The organism is Dyadobacter sp. CY312 (assembly GCF_021390535.1).
Lineage (GTDB): Bacteria > Bacteroidota > Bacteroidia > Cytophagales > Spirosomataceae > Dyadobacter.
Genome location: NZ_JAJUXG010000004.1, coordinates 54,459 through 77,145 on the forward strand (window position 1 = coordinate 54,459; position 22,687 = coordinate 77,145).

General features: G+C 41.8%; 17 protein-coding genes. 3 read left to right on the forward strand and 14 right to left on the reverse strand.

The window, feature by feature from the left end; all coding sequences use genetic code 11:
- Positions 1–7 precede the first annotated feature (7 nt).
- Complete coding sequence (locus LZG71_RS07045) at positions 8–700, forward strand: glycosyltransferase (RefSeq protein WP_233818442.1); 693 nt, start codon at positions 8–10, stop codon at positions 698–700.
- A 1-nt stretch (position 701) separates the two neighbouring features.
- On the opposite strand, the gene LZG71_RS07050 is transcribed toward LZG71_RS07045, so the two are convergent.
- The 9 genes from LZG71_RS07050 to LZG71_RS07090 form a co-directional block, all read right to left on the reverse strand.
- On the reverse strand, positions 702–1,571 hold the full coding sequence (locus LZG71_RS07050; protein WP_233818444.1) for a glycosyltransferase family 2 protein: 870 nt from the start codon (positions 1,569–1,571) through the stop codon (positions 702–704).
- A 12-nt stretch (positions 1,572–1,583) separates the two neighbouring features.
- Positions 1,584–2,378 carry a TIGR04325 family methyltransferase gene (locus LZG71_RS07055; RefSeq protein ID WP_233818446.1) on the reverse strand — a complete coding sequence of 265 codons (795 nt, stop codon included), beginning with the start codon at positions 2,376–2,378 and terminating at the stop codon, positions 1,584–1,586.
- A gap of 21 nt (positions 2,379–2,399) precedes the next feature.
- Entirely contained in the window at positions 2,400–3,386 is a 987-nt protein-coding gene (locus LZG71_RS07060) for a glycosyl transferase (RefSeq protein WP_233818448.1), read from the reverse strand.
- Positions 3,387–3,500: 114 nt separating this feature from the next.
- Positions 3,501–3,719 (reverse strand): hypothetical protein, encoded by a 219-nt coding sequence (locus tag LZG71_RS07065; protein ID WP_233818450.1) that lies wholly within the window; start codon positions 3,717–3,719, stop codon positions 3,501–3,503.
- Between the two features lie 240 nt (positions 3,720–3,959).
- The gene (locus LZG71_RS07070; RefSeq protein ID WP_233818452.1) at positions 3,960–5,498 is read right to left on the reverse strand and encodes a SusD/RagB family nutrient-binding outer membrane lipoprotein; all 1,539 of its coding nucleotides are present in this window, start codon (positions 5,496–5,498) and stop codon (positions 3,960–3,962) included.
- 32 nt (positions 5,499–5,530) lie between these two features.
- On the reverse strand, positions 5,531–8,947 hold the full coding sequence (locus LZG71_RS07075; RefSeq protein WP_233818454.1) for a SusC/RagA family TonB-linked outer membrane protein: 3,417 nt from the start codon (positions 8,945–8,947) through the stop codon (positions 5,531–5,533).
- Positions 8,948–9,121: 174 nt separating this feature from the next.
- A complete protein-coding gene (locus LZG71_RS07080) occupies positions 9,122–10,327 on the reverse strand; it encodes a FecR family protein (RefSeq protein ID WP_233818456.1) in 1,206 nt (401 codons plus the stop codon).
- A gap of 100 nt (positions 10,328–10,427) precedes the next feature.
- Positions 10,428–11,027: an RNA polymerase sigma factor gene (locus LZG71_RS07085; RefSeq protein ID WP_233818459.1), complete on the reverse strand. Its 600-nt coding sequence runs from the start codon at positions 11,025–11,027 to the stop codon at positions 10,428–10,430.
- 504 nt (positions 11,028–11,531) lie between these two features.
- On the reverse strand, positions 11,532–12,650 hold the full coding sequence (locus tag LZG71_RS07090; protein WP_233818460.1) for a glycosyltransferase: 1,119 nt from the start codon (positions 12,648–12,650) through the stop codon (positions 11,532–11,534).
- Between the two features lie 382 nt (positions 12,651–13,032).
- Between LZG71_RS07090 and LZG71_RS07095 the strand changes: the two genes are divergently transcribed.
- Positions 13,033–16,074 (forward strand): sensor histidine kinase, encoded by a 3,042-nt coding sequence (locus LZG71_RS07095; protein ID WP_233818462.1) that lies wholly within the window; start codon positions 13,033–13,035, stop codon positions 16,072–16,074.
- Positions 16,075–16,180: 106 nt separating this feature from the next.
- Here LZG71_RS07095 and LZG71_RS07100 read toward each other — a convergent pair whose 3' ends face one another.
- On the reverse strand, positions 16,181–16,663 hold the full coding sequence (locus LZG71_RS07100; protein WP_233818464.1) for a DUF4199 domain-containing protein: 483 nt from the start codon (positions 16,661–16,663) through the stop codon (positions 16,181–16,183).
- Between the two features lie 211 nt (positions 16,664–16,874).
- On the opposite strand from LZG71_RS07100, the gene LZG71_RS07105 reads away from it, so the two are divergent.
- A complete protein-coding gene (locus tag LZG71_RS07105; protein WP_233818466.1) occupies positions 16,875–17,648 on the forward strand; it encodes a carboxylesterase in 774 nt (257 codons plus the stop codon).
- Between the two features lie 158 nt (positions 17,649–17,806).
- Here the strand turns inward: LZG71_RS07105 and LZG71_RS07110 are convergent, their stop codons facing one another.
- The 4 genes from LZG71_RS07110 to LZG71_RS07125 form a co-directional block, all read right to left on the reverse strand.
- Complete coding sequence (locus tag LZG71_RS07110) at positions 17,807–18,301, reverse strand: SRPBCC domain-containing protein (protein WP_233818468.1); 495 nt, start codon at positions 18,299–18,301, stop codon at positions 17,807–17,809.
- Complete coding sequence (locus LZG71_RS07115) at positions 18,298–18,618, reverse strand: helix-turn-helix transcriptional regulator (RefSeq protein ID WP_233818471.1); 321 nt, start codon at positions 18,616–18,618, stop codon at positions 18,298–18,300. The genes LZG71_RS07110 and LZG71_RS07115 overlap by 4 nt, the downstream gene beginning before the upstream one ends.
- Positions 18,619–18,844: 226 nt before the next feature.
- The gene (locus LZG71_RS07120) at positions 18,845–19,498 is read right to left on the reverse strand and encodes an NAD-dependent epimerase/dehydratase family protein (protein ID WP_233818473.1); all 654 of its coding nucleotides are present in this window, start codon (positions 19,496–19,498) and stop codon (positions 18,845–18,847) included.
- Between the two features lie 350 nt (positions 19,499–19,848).
- On the reverse strand, positions 19,849–22,620 hold the full coding sequence (locus LZG71_RS07125; protein WP_233818475.1) for a hypothetical protein: 2,772 nt from the start codon (positions 22,618–22,620) through the stop codon (positions 19,849–19,851).
- Between the last annotated feature and the right edge of the window lie 67 nt (positions 22,621–22,687).

The following is a 22,687-nucleotide window of genomic DNA, read 5'->3' on the forward strand; positions in this document are numbered from 1 at the left end:
GTCCGGATTGATATCGATCATATTGGTTACCCGCAATGCTGAAAAATACTTACAGAAATGTCTGGACAGTATTTTTCAGCAACGGTATCCATATATTGAAATTATTGTGATGGATGGATTAAGTACAGATGGAACCGCCGCCATTTTACAGTTCAATTCTGCCAAAATCGGTTTTTGGAAAAGCGAAGCGGATCACGGTATTTACGATGCTATGAACAAAGCCCTGGATCAGGTGAAGGGGCAATGGGTTTATTTTATTGGTGCGGACGATGAACTCACTCCTGAGTTTTCGGATCTGGCAGTTGAACTGGACAATCCGCAAAATATCTACTACGGAAGTGTTTGGAAAGAGAACAAAAAGTATCTGGGAAGAGTCTCGCCTTACAGGCATGCCAAAACTGGGATTAATCACCAGGCCATGATTTATCCGGCGAGTGTGTTTAATAAATATAGATTCGATCTCACTTACAAAATTTCTGCCGATCACATCCTGAACATGTGGTGCTGGAAAGACCCCAGCTACCATTTTGAATTCCGGGATTATGTCATAGCTACCTTCAGTCACACAGGAATTTCATCCGTGCAAAAGGACCGGTTGTTTGAGGAAAACAAGGCTAATTTTATCCTTAAAAATTATGGAATGATTATCTGGCTTAGATTCTTGTTCAAAAGACTTAAAGCAGGAAAAGCTGATTTCTAAGTTATCGTTTGCTGAATATCATTCCTTTGTGTCGATCGAATATGATCTTTTTCGGTAGTTTCAAAAGCTTGATTCTGATTCTGTCTCGCCATTTTTTTATAGGAATCAAACTGCTCAGTTTTAGTGCTGATTTGCAATACAGAAGATAGGCTTTACCTTCTTCCAATTTCAATTCGCGGTTAAGCACCGTTTTCATTTCCTGTATGTATTGATTCCGCAGATCAAGGCTCTTCTGGTTTTCAGTACGTAAGCGAAAACCTCCAAGGATGTATGATGTTGTATATAGTTCATCTTTTCTGAAAAAACGGGACCAGAGTTCAAAATCAGCTGCCAGCGCATAGTTTTTATCGATATAGCTGCCTGTTTCAATCCATAGATCACGCTTCCAAAAAACAGACTCCTGCTGAATGTAATTTCCGTCATTTAAATACATCCGCCACTTTGAACAGCGTTGCTGGTACGCATCATTTTCATACAAAAAAGAATTTCCTTGTTCATCATAAAAAGTATTACTTCCCATTAGCCAGCGCACCTTGCTGAAACGTTCGAAAATATCAGCTACCAGAAATAGAGACTTTCTATGATACATATCATCAGAATTGATCCAGGCCATAATTTCTCCCGTCGACTTTTCAAAGCCCTTTTGCAGAGCATCGTATAGGCCGGCGTCTCTCTCACTCACCCAGAATGCTATTTTGGATTCGTATTTTTTGATAATGTCGACTGAGCCGTCAGTACTGCCGCCGTCAATTATAATGTATTCAAGATTTGGATAACCCTGACTAATTACCGACAGTATGGTGCTTTCAAGATATGCCGCCTGGTTGAATGAAGGCGTAACGATAGAGATTTTAGGAAAATAGGGAGGCATAAGTAACCTTGATTAAGAGTTTTTTAGCAGGAAAAAACCTTTTTCATAACCTACTGGCTGATGATCAATTTCCATAATTGCCTCACCTTCCACGTAGGTCCCAAATTCACCTTTAACCTCATAATTTTCTTCGAAGTGGCTGAGAAATCCTGATTCGCTGAAAAACCAGGCTGGATAAGACGCTTCATAGATGTTGGGCCAAACTTTTTGTATGGTTATCCTGTCTTTTGTATCCCTTACAAAAGCCGTCCGGTCAAAAAGAATGGCTTTGAACCCGTAAGAAGCCAGTTTTTTCAGGAAGATATGCGGGTCGGGCAGGTACTGTACAACACTTGAAAGTATGACTAAATTGATAGGGTAGTGTGACTGACATTCTTCAATGGAATGAAAAAAATGGAGCACATCGTCTTCGAAAAACTGCTTTCCGCAATCGTTGTAATGAGCTTGTTCAACAATGTTCCAACTGGAACAAACGCCTGGCGTGAGAAACTCTTTTACCTGAAAATAAGTGCTGCCCAGCGACCCGCCAAAATCAAGAATATGCAATGGAGATTTATTGCTCAAAGCGGTATGTAGCAGAAATGAAATCAGTGGGAAAGGGTATTCTTTTTTATCAAACAGTACCGAATCTCTTTCATACACAGCCCCTCCATTTTTCACTTTGAGCAACGCTTCTTTGGTTATTTCAAGAATGTTGGCTTGGTCGTACCCCTGAGTAACCGCAGACGCTTCCTCCCAGGAGTTATAATTGCCAAACCAGCCATAATCTGGTTTTTTATTCTTGGTTTTAAATAGACGATTTAGCATAGAGAATTGAGGGACAGCGGGCTAGCGAAATTTGGACTGCTTATAATAGTTTTTGTAAAAGCCTTTGATTGAAAAAGTTAACTTCCGTCCAAAATTGGTTTTTACCCAGCTTAAAGAATGTAATGGTTCATGAAAAACGATCTTCTGATCCACACGCTTTATGGTGCTTTCAGCCTGGGATAAAGCCTGAACATATGGTTTGTAAACCAGTGAAACCGCATCTGAATTCAATTTGTATTGCTCATCGGTGAGGCGGAAAACCTGATCCAAGCAATATCGGAAGTCGTGAAAATGGAAGAAAACAAGTGATTGTTCCTGTATGGATGTTTTTACAATTACCTGATTTCCTGATTTTTGGAATGAATACTGTGTGCTGTTCCATGGCGCAACACCTCCACCGGTATGTTGGAGCACATGTATAGATTCAAAGCGCGTTGTCCAGTCATCCAGATATTTCTGGTCGCCAAATTTCCCATCTTCAAATCGTCGGTAGCACCATTCTATGCATGCTTTTCTCCACCAATCCAGCGCGAGAAGTCCGGCAGTTGTGTTTTTAAAAGTAATAAACTGAACGCAGTAGATTCCGCTCAATGCAGATTGATCATATTCCGGACTGTACCGATGTTCGGTGATTAGCACGGAGTTTTCTCCCATTTCATCCGTTAAAACCTTCGGATCCGAAAAAAATAACAGATCGGCGTCCACGTAAGTGCAGTGATCCAAGCCAAAAGTATGAATGCAATACCAGATACTTGAAGAGGTGCAGGTCCAGCAATATTCTCCTGCGGTACGATCTTTTTTGACACGCAGCAGTTCTTCATCTTCAAAATTTTCAAGAGAAATAATTGTTGCGTGTTTCAGGTTTAATTGTCGCAGAACTGACTGGGAGCTGTCGTCAAACGAAATGACATAAAGGTGGAAATCGGTACAGTGTTTTTCCAGAGAATAGTACATCGCCAAGCCACGGGAAAGGTAATTGGAATCAAACAAAGTACAGAAATACTGCATTATGTAAACGTAAAAAAATGTTCAGGTTGAGAGACATTCCAAGGTAGTGTATAAAATCATTACTTGGAATTAATCGCTAAAAATAATGGGTTTGGAATCGCCGGCTATGTTGAATTAATGTTTTCTTAATTTCTTCAAAACATCATTTACAACCACCCGAAAGTCATTTTGGCTTTTTATCTGCTCAAAACCCGGGAATTTCATTGCTTCCGGTATATCATCAGCAAGATCAAGAAGCGTTTGGTTTTGGCAAAACAGTAATCCTTTGTCAAGCAGTCTTTTTCCCAGATATTCCTGCTCGGTTTGTCCGGCACAGAACAGAGCGAGTTTCAAAATTCATATGCATAGCTATCTCGTCGTAAATGCAGGAAAGTGGTTAATCTCTTCCGGATTTCTTTCTTTTGATTTTCGATGCATCTCACTACTTTTCAGTGTATGGGAGTCTGGATGAGAAAATCTGGAGGAAAAGGAGTACGAAAAACTGCTGCGAGGAGAAGGATAAATACTCAATATATAGAAAATGCCTGCAAGACTTTCGTCCGGCAGGCATTTTGCTTTTAAAAAACCATCAGATTATTCTTTTAGTAGCCACATCACACCATTGGTGTTGTCATTTCCTGCAAACTGGCTTGTGACCGCCGCCGACATATTTTCTCCGTTATAGTTGATTTCGTTTGATGGATACAGCCAGCGAACCGGAAATTGCGTATTTGGTGTGTTCAGGTTGGTTGATGAATTAAGAATGAATTTGGGATAACCGGTCCGGCGATTGTCAAACCAAGCACTATAATTTGTACTGTGCATAAATCCTGCAATGTACTTCTGGCTCAAAATCTGTTGAATCCTTGCTTCATCTGTACCTTTCAATGCCACAGTTGGAAGATAAGCCGCTATGTAGCTATCTGTAATCGGCATCTCGTGATTGTATTTCGGATTGTTCGGTGTTTTTGTTGCAATAAAATTCATAGAAGAACTGATACCAGCCTCGTAGAATGTTTTTGCAGATTCACTGATCCAGCCTCTTACAGCAGCTTCCGCCATTGTAAATTGCAGATCCCAAAATGTATAAAGGCCAACTGGCTCGGCATTGAAAAGGTCCGCGTACCGATCATTCAAATCCGTGAAGTCCTTGGACGCGCGCATGGCTTGCAAGGAAGCAAAAGCTGCGGAAGCCTCTGCAGCAGGATAGGCATCCCAATCTGAAACCTTTTTACCTGCTGTGATTTGAACTGATGAGGGCTTGGCGAAATAAAACAGGCGCCGGTCCTTCATGTCCTTTAATGGATTTAGCAGATTGGCTGTCAGCATAGGGTAAATAACCGATGGGTTAGAACTGTTGATGTTAACCCAAGGGTATTTTTGTCCATCTAAATCCGAAAATGTAAGGGCAAAGTTGTCATTTGCATCCCGCATCAAAGGCCGTGTTGCAACAATTTTGAATTTTTCGATGATATTCAAATCCTTATCAGCGCTTTTCTTAGACAGGTTGATAAGTACATACAACTGAAAACTATTTGCAAGCCTTTGCCATTGATCGATATCCCCATTATAAATCGGATCGCCACCAAAATCATTTCCTTTTGCAAAAAGCTCATTGGCGAGGTCTAGCTCATTCAATATCCCCTGAAAGACTTGTTTTTGCGTGTTATATTTTGGTTTGATGACTCCTTCGGTTTCTCCCAATATTGCCTCTGAATAAGGGATATCTCCAAGTTGCATCGTTGTCAGGAAAAATTGCCATGCACGTATAAAGTGTCCCAATGCAGTGTAAGAATTTGCTAATTTCTCGGTTTCTGCATATCCGATCATTGGTTTGATATTGCTAAGAAGTTCCAGTCTTTCAAAACTTGCACGCGGGAGACGGTTATATTGAAAAGACTCCTGCCCCCCTTCCTGCCATGTAATGTATTTGCCCAGGATGAATGGCTGTAAGAAAGTCTTCTGATTCGAAATCGAACTCCTGGTGATTGCCAGGATCATATTGGATGCCAGCATTTGAGAGGTAACCTGAGTCGTTGCATTCGGATTCGTATTGATTTCGTCGAAGTCAGAACAGCTGGTGCCAGTCAGAATCAGAATCGCAATAATGTATTTCAAAATATGTCTTTTCATGTCAATTAACTTTAAGGTAAATTGTTGGTTTGTCAAAATCCAAGTCTAATATTCATCCCAACCATACGTTGAGACGGTGCATTCAGATTTTCTGAGAATACGTCAGGATCTGAAAACTTAAATTTGGTTATCAGCAACACATTTTGAGCGGTAAGCGAGATAGAAGCATTTTTTATTCCTTTTCCAAGAATGCCAGATGGAATTTTATAGCCCACGGAAATCTCACGTATTTTAAAAAAGCCTTGTTTTTGAACGGATTGTTCACCACCACTCATCCACTGTGTATAATCCTGGTATCCAACTTCAACATTATTTACAGAATATTCTCGGGAGTCGCTTGTAATGGTACCGTATTTATCAAATTCGACGGTTCCTCCCTCCAAATTCACGCCTTTTCCAACATAGTTTGTCAAACCATTTACGACCTGGTCATAACGATATTGGTTGTCGGTTTCAGGATTTGAGCCTGTGTCGAACATTTTGTCCCAAATGTTATTGAACATCAAGCCACCAAAGCGACCGTCCATGGCGAGATTAAATGAGAAGTTTTTATAGGTAAGTGAATTAATGAAACCTAGTGAAAAATTGTAGTCTCCGTATCCAATTTTGGACTTATAGTCACTTTGCATGGGCAACCCGTTATTATGAATGATATTTCCCTCTTTATCGCGAAGCCATTGATAGACCGTGTAATAATCGGTTCTTTCGCCTTTTTTTGTCCATGGGTTGTCCGAAGAATACACGGGATCAAGGTCAACATAATATCTGTGGCTAAATGAATAATTGATTGCAGAGTGCCATTCTAAGTCGTTATTTTTAACAACGGATCCATCCAGTGTGATTTCAAGACCGCGTCTGGCAATCGTTTCTTTCGTATTCACCAGCGTAGTAGCGAAGCCGGATGCACTTGATATGGATTGTTTAACTTGCTGGTTGAAGAAATATTTATTAAAGTAAGCCACATCCAGATGAACTCTTTTTCCAAATGCAAATACTCCGGTGCCAATTTCCCAGGTTCTTTGTGAATTTGGCAACAAATTTGTACCCAGCAGCGAATTTGGATAGCTTGCTGAATTAAGCGTTCCCCATACCGCAGGACTAACTCCGTAAGTACGGTTGCTTTCGTACACGCCCAAAGGGGACTTGTCTACGGCAAAAGAGGCCCGGACTTTCCATAGATCTACCGCATTAGGCATTTTTAAAAATTCTGACAGGAGCACACTTGTAGCAACTGATGGATAAAAGTAAGACCTCGTTGCAGCAGGCTGCGTTGAGCTCCAATCGTTTCTACCAGTGATGTCAACGAATATAGCATCTCGCCAGGAAATGGAAGCTTTCCCGAAAACACTGTTGATTTGCCTTTTTTTAAATGATTCAGAAGCGATTACATTTCCCAAAGAAGCACCCAATGAATACCAGCCCGGAACACTCAATCCGTTTTGTGTGCCAGCTCCCAAATTTCTATCCTGATAATAGTAGACTGTTCCACCTACCAGTCCATCAAATCCCCAGTCTTTGACTTTCTTGTTGTACATGAGCAGGAGGTCATTATTTGTACTCAGCCCCCAGTTTTTGTTAATTCCGTATGTTCCAAGGGAGTTGAATGGCAGATTCTTGCTTCCTATGTAAAAGCCACTTCGGGTTGAGTTGATTCCGATCGGGTTTCTCATGGTCTCAATGTCACTGTAAAAGTCATATCCTGATCTGAAAAGTAGTTTCAAATCCTTGGTAAAGTTGTAGGTGGCGGACAAACTCGCGTTAAGCTTATTCTGATTGATACCGTTCAGCTTTTCGTGAGCGATCAGATATGGATTGTCGTACCAGCTATCGTAAAGCCAGTTTTGGCTCTCATTTGGGGTGACCCAATAATCCTTGTATTGACGAATGTCATAATCAACACCGGTCCACATCAATATTTGATACAAATATCCCTGGTTCCCATACCCACTTCCCCAGATCTGCGGGGCAGTTTTACGGGTGTAGCCCGTGTGTGCTTCTATGGTGAATTTATCACCAACACGTAACTCACCAGCTGTTGTAAAGCTGGTCATGTTCAGTTTTGAATTCGGGAACTGACCTTTGTTGAAAATGTGATTGACTCCAACCCTGAAAAACCCGTTTTCGCCTGATTGCGTCACGTTGATGTTGTTGTTGGAGATCATACCTGTTTGCAAAAAATTTTTCAGGTTATTTTTCCCACTTGATACAAGCGGCATTTCTTCATATTGCTTGGTTATCGGATTCCATTGTTCAGCAGTCTGACCTATGTCAAGCTTTGGTCCCCAAACATAGTCATTTGCAATTTTTCCGTTAATCCCATGCCCGTAAGAAGTCTGAACTTTTGGAATTGCTATATAACCGAGAGTTGCCATAGTATTGACATTCACATCAACAGACAAACCCTTCCCCTTTCCTTTTTTTGTAGTAATGATCACCGCTCCACTTCCACCACGTGAGCCGTACAATGCCGACGCAGTTGCACCTTTCAAAATATCCATGGTTTCAATGTCATCAGTGGGAACGTCACGCAGTGTCATATTTCCATAGGGAACACCATCGATCACCAGAAGTGGATTTTCTCCCCGAAGTTCGATGGTTGGTCTTGTGTTAAATTCCGTCGAGTTTAATATCACCATACCTGCGACACGACCAGTAAGGGAAGTTGCAATGTCTACACCCTTCACAGTTTGCAGTTCCTTACCTGCAACTTTTTGAACCGCGTAACCAAGTGATTTTTCCTCCCTTTTGATACCTAAGGCAGTGACAACAACCTCGTCCAAAACTCTGGAATCCGGGGTCATTGAAATTGTAAACTCTGATTTAGTACCGACTGGTATTTCCTGAGAATCGTATCCAATATACGACAGGATCAGAACTGAGCGTTCGTCCGCCACGGTTAGGCGGAACTTGCCATCAATGTCTGTTGATGTTCCGTTTGAGGTACCTTTTTCAAGCACATTCACACCGGGAAGCCCGTGTCCCTTTTCATCTGTGATTGTACCACCAATCTGTGTTTGGATTTCCCGGGACTTATCGGAATTTGCAGGGGAAAACACTCCCTTTTTTATTTCCTTTGCTTTAACAACCACAGTCTTACCCACAATCGTATAGGTAAGGTCTTGATTTGCAAAACATTTCTCCAAAGCGTCTTCCAGGCTAACATTCTTCACATTGAGGTCAACAGGCTTGGAAGATCTTAATTGTGCCTCATCGAAGAAGAAGGTATATCCTGACTGCTTTTTAAGTGATTTGAAAACTTTTTCCAACGAGGCATTCTTTTCGCTAACCGAAACTTTTTGGGAATAGCCAAATCCAGAAGCACATAGGTTGACGGAAACAAAGAAGATCATCGTCAGCCTTAAAATTCTTGAGATACGGATAGGCGATAAGCCAGAATGATGCCTGATATGCCGAAGGCTAGCGGGCGGGGCTGGTACATTTCGAGTCATAGTTTGAATTGATTGAGTGTGAATTATAGGGAACTGAATTAAGTTTGCTGAAAATGTGCTCGTACACGAATTGTACTTCTTGGAAAGAAATTTATGCTGCTCGACTGGTTTACATGTCTTACAGAGTTATGATTTAGGAATAGTCAGCCTTCTTCAATCAAGTCATTGGAATAATCACGGCAGTACCACTATTTTTCTTCCCTCCAGTCGAAAATGTATTTTACTGATTTCCAGTATTTTCAAAACATCTTTGAGGTCCGAGTCTCGGGAAATTTCGCCACCGAACTGTCTCGGCAGTATTTTGCCCTCGTAGGTGACGTCAATATCATACCAGCGCATGATTTGGCGCATTACCTCAGGAAGAGGCGTGCCGCTGAATTGAAAAGATCCGTTTTTCCATGCTATGGCTTTTTCTAAATCGGCCTTTTGTATACGTACAGGCTCATTGCTTGTGATAACAGCCTCTTCGCCAGGTTTTATCAAGGAGGATTCCTTCCCTGAACTTATTTTTACTGACCCCTCAAGCAAAGTTGTTTTTAATGATGGCTCATCCGAATATGCGTTTATATTGAAATTTGTTCCTAAAACCTCTATTTCAGATCCATTAGATTTTACTTTGAAGGTTAAGCGGGAATGTTTGGCGACCTCAAAATAGCCCTCTCCGGTAAGTTCGACGACACGTTCCGAGCCGTCGAATCGGGTAGGGTATCTCAATGACGATGCGGCGTTAAGCCATACTTGTGTACCATCGGCCAGCTTTATTTGATATTGTCCGCCGCGCGGAACTGAAATGGTGTTGAATGTAGCAGCCAGTTCATCGCCTTTGTTGGCTTTATAAATCAATTGTCCATCTTCGGGCTTCTCGATTTTCGTATCTCCGTACGTTGATATGTGTCCGTTTTGGATTTGGTCAAGATTTATTATCGAACCATCACCTAATGTCAAAGTCGCCTTGTTGCTGCCCGGTCTTATTTCAGTTTGTTGATTTTGAACGACTTGCTGCTGAGCTGGCACCTGCATGTTTTTACCAAAAAAGTAATAAATGCTCAATCCCAGCGTAATGAAAACTGTGGCAGCAACGCTCCACCAGTTTTGCGACCACCAGTTTGGTGCTATAATGTGATCATCTCTCTCAAGTTCTACCTCGGAAATCTCACCTTGTGGCCTGTCAAAAACGTTAGTTAAAATTTTGCTGCTAACCTCTTTCGAAAAAACTTCCTGATCTGCTGAAAAAGTCGTCCACGCTTCCTCCATGAGTGTTTGTATCTGCTCCCTGCTTTCTTCAAGGGAGAGTAAGCGAGTTAATTCCTGCTGATCTTCGTGGGAAGCAGTACCGTCAAAGTATCTATAAAATAGAAATGTAATTCTTGAATCAGACATAAGGCAAAACTGAAAACACAGGAGAAATGGAATTGTAACCCGGATCTGGTACTAAAGACACAGCTGGGTATTTTGAGGGTCAACGGATTTATAAAAATTTTTAAGATTTTATTAAAAAAAAGATCAGTGCAACGCCCATTCTTTCTGCATTTGTACGGACGTATTTTGTTATTGAGCTTAATGACAGGCTAATATGGCGCTTTACAGTTTCTCTCGACAACTGCATGTTTTCGGCGATCTGCTCATGTTTCAGACCATCCTTTCTGCTCAGAAGATATGCCTTTTGCTGCTGTGGAGGCAATAGTGCAACTGCTTGCTCAATGAGAACGTAATATTGTTCCATTTCTGGCTGTGATGCGGAATCTTCATGATGGTTTGTGAGCTTTTCGGGGTCAAGTTCCGTGTGCAGACCGTGAATTCGTGCCTCGTTTCTGAGTACATTGTAGGTATGGTTCCTGGCCATAATAAACAGGTAGGAATTGAAGTCATTTATCTCGTTCAGGTTTTCGCGTCTGAGCCAAATTTTTACAAAAACATCCTGTACAATTTCTTCTGCATGACGGTTTGACTTTGTCAATTTCAAAATATACGCTCCAAGTTCCTGATGGTAGGCATAGAATATCTCCGTAAAAGCCTTTTCGTCGCCTTCCGAAACCCTCAATAGCAGGTCTTGTTCATTATGGAGTTTCTTTAATTTCAAATTTGCGTTTCATCGGGTGGTTTAGTCAAATGTATCTATTTTGCCATTAAATAGAAATTATGTTTGGTTGTAATATCTAATGGTAATATAAAATATGGTTACTAGTTGAAGCGATAGAGCAAATTAAATATTTGTACTACGATACCTTTACTCGGAGTGATTCCTGCTGGTTGGAACGGATATCTTAATTGTTGGCATTATCAAATCCACAAATTAACTCAAATATGGAAAAGGATCCGCAACATATAATTGTCGCAGAACTGACAGGGAGCTGTCGTCAAATGAAATGACATAAAGGTGGAAATCGGTACAGTGTTTTTCCAGAGAATAGTACATTGCCAAGCCTCGGGAAAGGTAATTGGAATCAAACAAAGTACAGAAATACTGCATTATGTAAACGTAAAAAAAAGTTCGGGTTGAGAGACATTCCAAGGTAGTGTATAAAATCATTACTTGGAATTAATCGCTAAAAATAATGGGCTTGGAATCACCGGCTGTGGTGGATTAATGTATTCTTAGTTGATTCAAAACATCATTTACAACCACCCGAAAGTTATTTTGACTTTCTATCTGCTTAAAACCCGGGAATTTCAATGCTTCCGGTATATCATCAGCAAGGTTAAGAAGCGTTTGGTTTTGGCAAAACAGCAACCCTTTATCAAGCAGTCTTTTTCCTAGATATTCCTGTTCGGTTTGTCCCGGAGTTGGTATAACTAATGCCTTTTTGTTCATCATCACCAAATCCATCAGCGTGGAATAACCACTTCTGCAAATCACCAGCGATGCTTTTTGCATGAGCTCGTTGATCTTCTCTGCATTCAAATGAGTATAGTAAGTGACATGATCCGGGAGTTTGTCGGGTACTGAACCTGTTGGATTCCCTGCCACAAGATTGAAATGATATTCTGTGGCTGTTTTTAGTTGTGTAAGAATTTGTTGCTCCAAAATACTACGCATCGGTTCAGGGCCGGAAAGCAATACCAGTATCTCTTTTTGATCAGATTTATTTGCAGTACTCATTTGATCCAGCTGCGAGAGTAAACCAATGTACTTCGCGTTTGAAGGGATTTCAGCTGGATGAGACAAACTGCCTCCGAGGTTATTAATGCCTTCGTTATCAACGACCCAGCATGCGTCAAACTTTTCAAGAATACGATAATGCAGCCATTTCAGCATCTGGTCGGAGAGCGTTCCGGTTCCTGACTGTATTTGAAGCTGGTGCGTCATTATTACGGACGGTAATCTCTTGATTTTTAAGCCGTAGCGGTTGTCGGATATGACAAGATCGAAGTGATGCTGTGTCTGAATCTGTTTCAGCCATCGCTTTTCTGCTTTTATGGCCCGAATAATTTTGGGGATCTGAACCAGAATTTTAGGCACAAAACCAGAAGCAGTATTGCTGTAACTGATGCGATAGCCTGGTAAAGGCAGTATTTCAAGGTCCGGGAAATTGCTTTTTAAAAGCTGCGCAACTGCACCTTCACCTGCAAGTACCACTTTACAATTACTTTGGATAAGATGCCTGATAACGGGAATACAACGCGTGGCATGCCCCAAGCCCCAGTCAAGCGGTGCTATAAGTATTTTCAAATCAGCTTTGGGATCAATCTGATCAGTTTGCACAGGGTTGGGTTTAAAATAGCTGCTTATTGGTAATCAATTTGAACGGTCATAGAGTAGCCGGGTCATGTTATTTGAAAGCAACGAATTTACAGATTTCTTACTGCTGGTTATCGACAAATCATTATCTGACCAAAACTCAATACTAACCTTCAAAGTTACACCTCATATGTCTTTGAACACATCCAAAACTCACCTTTTTAAGTTTAAGTATGCGCACTTGCTGACGATTTTCTTTTCACAATCATGCGGAGCAAACAGGTTAATTATTGATTAAACGGTGCAAGTTGCTACTTTCCAATTGTTTATATTGTCTTTTCAGTATAATGGAGATCAATCGCGATTTTAATCATCAGGGACAGCTGTTTTTAATTCATCAACAAATATGAATCGTTTCATTTGGATTGTCTTAAACCTGTTGCCCTTTTTTAGTTTCGGTCAGCAGGCTCATCAAACGGTGGGATCTTCAACAAGCCAACTCGTTTTCGAACATTATTCCCAGGGAGACGGATTGTCTCAGGGAAGCGGCTATGCATCTGCACATTTCGACGGATTCATGTGGCTCGGAACCCAGGATGGGCTTAATCGTTTTGATCAGAATGAATTCAAAGTGTATAAGGATGGAGCCTTGAATTCTAACTACATCCAAACGCTTTTGAATGACCAGCAGGGGCACCTGTGGATAGGCACCAGTCGGGGACTTGCAATTTGCAATCAGTCTACTTTCAGGATTCAGAAGTTTAGTGATTTTTTTGGTAAAACAAGTCCGCTTGACTACGCATCAGTGAGGCAGCTATATCGTTGCAGGGATGGTTCTGTATGGATTCTTACCGATGGAAATGGCCTTCATCGATACAATCCGAAGGGAAAAAGTACTGAATCTTTTCCTCATTTCTCAAATAAGTTAAGTGACATCACCGAGGGTAAGGGTGGGGAAATTTACATAGCAACAGATGACGATGTGTTTAGATTTGAGTCGAAGACAAGGAGGTTTTCGTCTTTACATATCAAATCAACCAGCTGGTTTCCGGAGTCTTCGACCATACGTGCTGTTCTGGCGACAGAAGGAAACAGGCTGTGGGTAGGAACCTATGAGCATGGTTTGTATTTGTGTACACAGGTTGCAGGTTCGCTCAGTTTGGTCAGCCATTTCCAGGAAGGATCAGCAGAAACCGATATCAGCAGCAACGAGATCACACGGCTGATGCAAGATTCGAAAGGGAAGGTTTGGGTTGGTACAAGGACAGGCGGAGTGTCTTTGTATAGCCCTGTCAACAAGGGATTTCTGCATTTAACACATACGGGAGAAAATCCTAATAGTCTTGCAGAAAACTATGTGCTCTCATTTGCAGAGGATGTTCAAAACAACATTTGGGTCGGGCTGAGTGGTGGTGGTTTCGATAAGTTCGATCCGGGTAGATATCAGTTTGGACTTATCAGGAAAAACGATGCCAAACCGACTGCATCGTTGTCGGACAATATGGTTTTTAAAATATATGGATTTGGTAATTACCTTTATTTTGGAACTCAGACGGGCGGACTTACAAGATATGACCCGGTTAGTAAAGTTTTCAAGGTTTACAAAAATGAGCCTGGGAACCCGGGAAGTTTGCCGCATAACGAGGTGTATGACATAACCTCCGATGAAAGTGGAAAGCTATGGCTGGCGCTAGGCAAAGGGCTTTGTCGTTTTGATCCGGTAACGCAACGATTTGAATCATTTTTTCAGTCCAGGGAATCGGGGTCGGTTTACCTCTATGCCTCGCAAGTGATCAAGAGCAGAAACGAGGTGTGGGCAGGTGGACAAAGGGGATTGAACCGATTCGATATTCAGACAAAAAAGTGGCTTTCCTGGGACGATCTGCCCGCAATGAAGCCTATCTCGAAATATGTGATCCGGTTAATTTACGAAGATTCGGAATCCAACATATGGCTCGGAACGACCGGACAGGGGCTCTTCAGATACTCATTCAAAACAGGAATACTTACGCACGTAAACAAAGCTTTTGGCCTTGATTGTGCAAATATTCGCAGCATTTTTGAGGATGATAGCTCTTTCTGGATCGGGACGGATTGCGGCGTGTATGTTTTTGATCAAAAGTTAAAATTGAAAGATCGGCTCGACAGCAGAGACGGGTTGCCTAACAATGTGGTGTATGGAATCTTAAAAAGCGCGGACGGGCATTATTGGTTATCAACCAATGAAGGTATTACTTACTGGAGTTCGAGCGAAAGAATATGCAAAACCTTTCGGATTTCTGACGGCTTGCAGAGTAATGAATTTAATACCAATTGCATGTACAAGGCGCAGGATGGTACCATGTATTTCGGTGGAGTAAATGGAATTTCCTATTTTAAACCCAGGGCATTGCAACCCAATACTTTTGTGCCTCCTGTGCGTATAACCAAAATCACTGTACAAGACAGCGTTTTCGCTCCCGAGGTCCGGGAAATGAATCTTTTTCACCATCAGAATTTTATAAACTTTGAGTTTGTTGCGCTCAATTTTTCCGATCATCAGAAAAATGAATACCGTTACAGAATGGAAGGGATTGATGCGAAATGGATAAATGCAGGTACAAAACGTGCTGCAAACTATACGAATCTGCCACCCGGCAACTATGTTTTCAGGGTTACAGGCAGTAACAACGACGGACTTTGGAATAAAGAAGGAGCCATGGTGAAAATCTACATTCAGCCACCATGGTGGGGTACGGGGTGGTTTCGTCTGTCGCTTATTTTGTTATTGATAAGCGGTATTTATGGCTTGCTCAGATATCGACTGACAATCAGGTTGCGGCAACGGGAGGCAGAAATTAAGGCATCGTTGATGACTCAGGAAGCTGAGCGGCAGCGTTTTTCAAGAGAACTCCACGATGGCGTTGGTGCAAATCTGTCGCTTTTGAAGATGTACCTGTCATCCTTTGGCAATGAGCAAATTCCCATGACCGAGCTCAAAGAGCGTTCGCAAAAACTTCTTGCTACATCCATGGATGAGATACGCCGGCTGATTCAGGATATGCATCCACAAAATCTTAAACAGCTTGGCCTGGAATGTGCGATAGATGACATGGTGACTGTCCTTAATCTGGGCGTGAGATTTACTGTTACTTTTAAGCCGGTAAATATTCCTGCAAGGTTACCCGAAACGGTTGAAATTAATGTTTTCCGGATTATTCAGGAACTCCTGCACAATGCTGTGAAACACGCTAACGCCCTTCATGTCGTGTTGGATCTGAGATATCATCAGCAGCGACTCACTTTAATTTATACTGACGATGGAACCGGATTTGATACCACTAAATTTGCCGGTGGTAATGGGTTACTGAATATCCGTAACCGAGCGGCACTTCTGAAAGGAGATGTTCAGGTACGGTCGGTTCCGGGAACAGGTACTACCATAAGGGTTGATGTCGGGCTTGGTTGACAAGTGAGAAGAAAGTAGAAAGAAGTGAAATGTAAAAAGTAAAATGACCGGGAGGCTGTATGACATATATGGGCCGTTCATTTCACTTCTCACTTTTACTAAAAAATCACCTTTTACTCTTCACAAAAAAGGCTACAACGAGCGACGTAACGATGCCCATTCCAATTGCTCCGACGAGTCCTTGTTTAGCGTAATTTTCAAAATTGAAAAAAGCTTCGGCTTCTGCACGGGTTTTATGATATCCGGTTTTTAGCGAATATTCGATCACATTAGGGAAAAACTCAGGTGTGATCACATACGTAGTGATCCACTGTGTAAGCGGACTGAATAGGGCCACAATCACGGAGATGATGAGGCCCGAAATAAAACCCTGTTTAAAAGTCATTCTGCCGCGGTAGTCTTTCTTCTTTTTGTCTTTCAGAGCCAGAACATAAATCCAGATTGCAGGCACCATAAATCCCATGGTGAGGTATTGCTGCTTGTCAATGTGGTTGGAATGCAGACCAGTTACTTTTTCGAGTACCATCCATAGTAACGATGTCACAATGAAAATGAAAGCCCATTTGATTTCAGTGTAGTATTTTTCCATGTTCCGCTATGGTTAGAGGTGAGTTGCTTTTGATGCTAATATTGGTATGAATTTACGGATATATTCCCGTATTGAGATAACACTATACGTTATTTTAATATACCTCTGTAATTAAAAAAATATCTTTCAGGAAATTCGATTTTAACCCAGGTTAAACTTATTGATGGAATGGCTATGCACCTTTGTATCATCAATTTAAAACAACAAGAAAATGAAAAATTCAAAAACCATCGTCCTTATTCATGGCCTGTTTGTAAATAACAAAAGCTGGGCTGCCTGGAAACAATATTTTGAAGCAAAAGGATATACCGTACACACACCTGCCAATCCTGGTCACGAAGGAAATCCATCGGATTTAAGAACAAATATTCACCCACAATTAACCCAAACAGGCTTTGAAGATGTGGTAAACAACATTGTGAAACTGATCGATACTTTGCCTGAAAAACCAATTGTGGTTGGTCATTCGCTGGCTGGACTGGTGGTTTTGAAATTAATTGAAATGGGCAAAGCTGTTGCCGGAGTTAGTATAGATGGTGCTCCTCCAAAAAATGTGCTGGCTCCATTCTCCACTGTCAAAATCGTGTATCCGGTTGTAGATTTTTTCAAAGGGAATTCGCCATTTTTGGGAAGCAGGGATTGGTACAAAAGAGCATTTTTTAATAACATGAGCCAGGCCGATGCCGACAAAGCATATGACGAAGTAGCTGTACCGGAAAGCAGAAAAATTGCGAGAGACACGCTATTGAAATCTTTTGCCAAAGTGGATTTTAGCAAACCGCATCAACCGTTGCTATTCATCGCTGGAGAGCAGGATACCATTTTTTCTCCCGAGCTTATCAGAAAAATCGCCGGTCGCTATAAAGACGCCAACAGTGTTGTTGATTACAAGGAGTTTGAGGGCAGAAGTCATTTCATAGCTGGTCAGAAGGGCTGGGAGGAAGTAGCAGAGTATGTTGCGAATTGGATTGAAGAACGGAATTAGAATAGTTGGTCGGTGCGGTTAAAAATGAATTAAAATTGGTGTATGGGGAATTGGCACTGTAAAAGAAAGACGCCGATGTTTGTTGGGATACATACATCGGCGTTGTTTTATGGTTCGGTTCTAAAACCTGTCAAAACATTATTCAGTTTTCGAACTACTTAGGATGCAAAAATTTCGTCGAGACCTTCCATAGCAGATGTGAAGCCTTCTTTAAAGCCCATTTCGATAATTGCTTCCAAATCTGAAAGATTTTGGTGACTGATGGAGATATTGACAATCGTATTTTCTCCTGCCTCCGTAAAATCCAGATTCCAGTCAGAGCTGGGGAATTCCTGATTTACGTTGCCGTCACTGTCGCAAAAGGCGTCGTGGTATTTAAAATTGCTTTCTGGGGTAATGGCGGTGTAGTTGGCCTTAGCCCAATGTTCTTCTCCTTCCGGTCCCACCATGGCGTACATCCAGCTGCCGCCTACTTTAAAATCCATAGATTTTGTCCGAGCTTTCCATGGGCGTGGCGCCCACCATTTATCCAGCAATTCCGACTGTGTCCATGCCGCCCAAACGTCGGAGCGTGACGCTGCAAATTCTCTTTTTACCTTTACAGTACTGGTTTCCTTGTCTACGGAAAAATCCATTAATAGGTTGGTTCTCATTTTTTCTCAGCTTTAATGGTTGATAATAAATTGTCTAACTCACTGAAACGATCCTCCCAGATTTGTCTGAACTGGTCGAGCCATTTGTCAACTTCCTTCATTTTCTTTAATTCTAACTGATAATAAATTTCTCTGCCAAGCTGCTGCTGGGTAACCAGTTCACATTCGGTTAAAATTTTCAGGTGCTTGGAAACTGCTTGTCTTGAAGTGTCAAAATGTTCAGCAATAGCATTTGGTGTCAATGCCTGAAGTGCGATCAGGCCAATTATCGCTCTGCGAGTCGGATCCGCAATTGCCTGAAATACATCTCTTCTCATCACATAAAAATTTATTATGAAACTATATGGTTGCAAATATATGTGCAACTGTTCGGTTTCGCAAATTTTCAGAAAAAAAAGTTTGATGGAATTTCTAAAATATATCCCGTGCGATTGTTGCGATTTGAGATTCTTCTGCTGAATTGTTTTGCCGGGATAGCTTGGAGTCCCAAAAGTATTGGGATTTTGTGTGCTGATTACTGGGGATAAGTAACCAGCACCTTCTTTAATATTTTCCTTTCGCTACCTCCCTGATATCTGCAATTTCCAGAACCTGTTTGGGATAAGGTTTTGATACCAGATTAATCATAGCCTGCCCAACCTCGTTTAATGTTAATGATTGCTTTGGGAAAAATATAGGATAAATGGCAATGACCGGCTTGGAAAACCACTTTACATTTTTTTGCCCTTTTACAGGTTCCATAAAGCCCGGACGGAAATTATATTGTCCCCGAAACCCCAGTTTCATCAGATCATTTTCTGTTTTTCCTTTAACCCGGGCCCACATTACCTTGCCTTGCTCAGTACTGTCGCTGCTGGCACCTGTAACAAAGGTGAATACCATCTCCCTGTTGATACCGGCTAAAACTTTGGCAAAGTGAAGGGTGGTATCGTAAGTGATTCTTGTGTAGTCATCTTCATTCATTCCTACCGAACTCACGCCCGCACAGAAGAAACAGGCATCATAACTCTTCAAGCTTTCGGCAAAAGTTTCGATTTTCAAAAAGTCCGGGGCAAGTAATTCTTTTAGTTTAGGATGGCTGATATCCACATGTTTTCGGTTGACAATCAATACTTCCGACACAGCGGAATTTTGAAGACATTCCAGCAACACGCCTTCACCAACCATTCCCGTAGCGCCTGTAATGATGATTTTCATAGTGGTAATGTTGTTGATATTTGTTTAACAAATGTAGCTAATTAAACGAGTATCAACCTGGTAGGGAAGGTGGCGGCAGGCAAATTTCACACAAAGGTTTGAAGTTTGAGGAAAGAGCATAAAAGTCTTCTTCCCGTCTTTGGGCATTTAACTTACCTGCTTTGCGTGAAGCGTTAGCAGTTTAAAGGTTTCACGCAAAAGTTTGAAGTTTCAGCAAAGAGCGCAAAAAGAGTCTTAGCGTCCTTTGCTGATTTACTTTTTGCTTTGCGTGAAATGTAGCAGTTCAAAAAGAGTCTTGGCGTTCTTTGCCATTTTACTTTTCTGCTTTGCGTGAGACCTATTAGATATGATTATTCCACCAATCGCTCCAACGCCTTCCGTATTCCAAACTTCACGATCGCCACCTCTATATTTTCGTCGTTTATTGCATTAGTCCAGGCGAATTTGGGCGTCATGTCGTTGTTGAAATATTCCAGATTCAGATCGTAATCCCTGGTGCCCTCAGCGCAGAGTATTGTTGCTGAAATGTACTTATCGCCGTAAATCATCCGGCCTGTTTGCTGGTACCAGACACCGTCGTATTCGTAGCGTTTTATCCAACAGCATTCCAACGCATTTTCATCCCGCCATTCCAGGTAATTATTGGCGGTAAAGGAAGGATGTACCATGAGTTGTTCTACCGAAGACTCGAAAATCTCCTGAAAATCGACGTGTGTAAAGCTTGCTTTTTTACTTTCGTCGATAAAGGATTTCCCTTCGAGCAAATAATCCAAAGCACTGTCTTCATCTTTTTCTTCATATAATTCCTGCTGGCCGTAAGGTGTTCTGAAATACAGATTGTCATACACTATATCCGAAAGCTGGCAGGTGGGAAGTACATATTCCTCTGAAAAAACGGGTGTCTCGTCTTCGTCTGTCAGCGAACAATAAAGCTTAATTTGATCGCCTACGATGCCCGCTACGTTCCCGAAACCGCCGAAATGGAGCATCATGTCGTTTTCGTAGATGAGAGCAGCATAAGCGTTGCCTTTCACAAATAATTCACCGTGGTTGTATTCTCCCCATATCACTTCGCTGTGAACATCGCCGCCAATAAAGTGCACATTTCCAAAAAGGTGCAAATGACTGGCTTTCAAATCTCCAAGGACGATAAGTGCTGGCGAATTGTCGGTATCATAGGCCATGATATACTTTTCGGCAGTCAGGTTTTTTAGGAAAATAAAGCCAAGAATGAAGATATCGGGATGCTCCCCGGTACTGTATTCCAATTCCAGTTTTTCGACCTTCACATCTTCTTCGGCCAAAAGGAAAAAACTGTTTGGCTCTTCCGGAAACCGCCAGGTGTTCTCATAAACATCATAGATTTTCTCGCCCTGAAAATCGGTCAGATTGCCGATGATCTCCTGAGCCTGATTTCGACTAATAAGCTTGAATGCTGTACCAGCAAACTGTATTTCTGGAAAGGGAACAGTTTCAGGTGTTGCCTTTTGTAAAGCCTTTTTTTTCTGGCGTTCTGTTTCTTCTAGCTTTTCTTCGAGGTAACTTTTGTTTTCCTGCTCAAATGCAGGCTCTACTTTGGCATACCATTCCAACGCCTCTCTGTACAATTTCCAATCGTAAAGATATACCTTGTAAATATCACCGTAGCCCGAGTACCTGTCAGTGGTGTTGTCTTCCTGGCTTGGAGAATAGTATAACTCGGAAAACGTCGGGTTTTCGAGGCGGTCGGGACGAAAGAAATACTTACGCATGTCAAACTCGTCACCTTTTATTTCTTTGCCCACATCAACGCTACCTTCCAGCCCTTGTACACCATGTATCCTTGCAGAAATACTGTAATTGCCATACCAGAAGCCTTTTTTGTCCGAGTCCCAATAGTCGTTGTATTTTTCCTGCACCACGGGCAACGATAAATACCGGAGCAAATCAGCGGGTTTTACTTTTGCCAGAAACTGGTTGTGGACGTAAAAACCGATTTCTGCTCTGGTGAGCAAATCCGTCCAGAAATGCTGAAAGGTCTCGAAATTTTGCGAAGAAATTTCCTGTCTGAAAATACCCTTGAAATCTTCACTGGTATTATTCCGGGACATGGCATATAGCTCTTCGACTTGCACGCTCTTGCCAAATATTTTTTTTAAGCCGGTCGCAGGCTCTTCCCATTCATTGATCTGTACATAAAACTGCAGACCCGATGGGTGTTTTGCCATTACATAGTCATTCTTTTCCGGTGATTTGTAATGGACGCGCACTGCAAATCCGTTCCACTCGTAAAACTGATCACATTCGGCATGGGATCTGGCAATGTCCATCAGCTTTTTAAAATTGCCTATCTGGCTGATAAATCCTGCTTCGTCTGCGAAAAACTTGTTTTCAAACTGGCGGGGAATTGATTTTTGAAATTCGATTTCCTTTTCTGCCGGGGAAAGTATCTTAATTTCTTTCAGGACGATGGGTTCATTTGCAGCCAGTCGCTCAACGGCTGCATATCGTAGCAGCCAGCTTGCCCAGGAAAAAACATCATCCGGTTCCACTTCACTTTCGTCTTCCAATAGCTCGGGCACAAAAATGGATTCAACCACGGATCTATCAAAGGTGCCATCCTCGTCATCATCATCGCACAGAAAATGTTGCGCACGGGTTCGCTCTTTGTTGTAATCGTAGTGATACTCTTCGGTAGCCACAAAAACGCGTGCGTCCGTTTGCCCTTCCACGATCAGATCGCCGTGATTGTAATGTCCCCAGAAACAGTCCGTCACTTTGAGGTCGCCCGTGATATACACATCCTGTCCGCCCACGACCATGTTTTGCACAAGCACGTCACCGAGCACTACTAGCCCGGTGGAGCCGTCGGTTTCATCATTGTAAATATTTTGAGCCCTGAGATTTCCTTCAATCAGGATGGTCATGCAAGTCTCCTGTTGAAGATAGGTTTCGTAATTGCCGAAACGGTCTTTGAACGAAACAAATGGTGCATCCAGATCCAGGTTTTCTGTTTCAAAGTCACCTTCCAGATAAAGTATATTTTCTTCCTCAAACTCCCCATTGTTGCTTTCGTTTCGTGAATACATCCAGCTTTTCTCTGGGAACTTGTGTTTGATGTCTTTGAATTTCAGGTATTTCATGCTGATGAATTTTGTAATTTTATTTCAGGGCCAGTTGTCGACTTTCTAAATTTCATGCAAAAGTTAG

Excerpts from the sequence above, each read along its gene's own strand:
- LZG71_RS07120 (WP_233818473.1), bottom strand. The coding sequence starts at position 19,498 with ATGAAAATCATCATTACAGGCGCTACGGGAATGGTTGGTGAAGGCGTG.
- LZG71_RS07100 (WP_233818464.1), bottom strand. The coding sequence starts at position 16,663 with ATGGAAAAATACTACACTGAAATCAAATGGGCTTTCATTTTCATTGTG.
- LZG71_RS07125 (WP_233818475.1), bottom strand. The coding sequence starts at position 22,620 with ATGAAATACCTGAAATTCAAAGACATCAAACACAAGTTCCCAGAGAAA.
- LZG71_RS07075 (WP_233818454.1), bottom strand. The coding sequence starts at position 8,947 with ATGACTCGAAATGTACCAGCCCCGCCCGCTAGCCTTCGGCATATCAGG.
- LZG71_RS07055 (WP_233818446.1), bottom strand. The coding sequence starts at position 2,378 with ATGCTAAATCGTCTATTTAAAACCAAGAATAAAAAACCAGATTATGGC.
- LZG71_RS07070 (WP_233818452.1), bottom strand. The coding sequence starts at position 5,498 with ATGAAAAGACATATTTTGAAATACATTATTGCGATTCTGATTCTGACT.
- LZG71_RS07105 (WP_233818466.1), top strand. The coding sequence starts at position 16,875 with ATGAAAAATTCAAAAACCATCGTCCTTATTCATGGCCTGTTTGTAAAT.
- LZG71_RS07095 (WP_233818462.1), top strand. The coding sequence starts at position 13,033 with ATGAATCGTTTCATTTGGATTGTCTTAAACCTGTTGCCCTTTTTTAGT.
- LZG71_RS07060 (WP_233818448.1), bottom strand. The coding sequence starts at position 3,386 with ATGCAGTATTTCTGTACTTTGTTTGATTCCAATTACCTTTCCCGTGGC.
- LZG71_RS07050 (WP_233818444.1), bottom strand. The coding sequence starts at position 1,571 with ATGCCTCCCTATTTTCCTAAAATCTCTATCGTTACGCCTTCATTCAAC.
- LZG71_RS07115 (WP_233818471.1), bottom strand. The coding sequence starts at position 18,618 with ATGAGAAGAGATGTATTTCAGGCAATTGCGGATCCGACTCGCAGAGCG.
- LZG71_RS07110 (WP_233818468.1), bottom strand. The coding sequence starts at position 18,301 with ATGAGAACCAACCTATTAATGGATTTTTCCGTAGACAAGGAAACCAGT.
- LZG71_RS07080 (WP_233818456.1), bottom strand. The coding sequence starts at position 10,327 with ATGTCTGATTCAAGAATTACATTTCTATTTTATAGATACTTTGACGGT.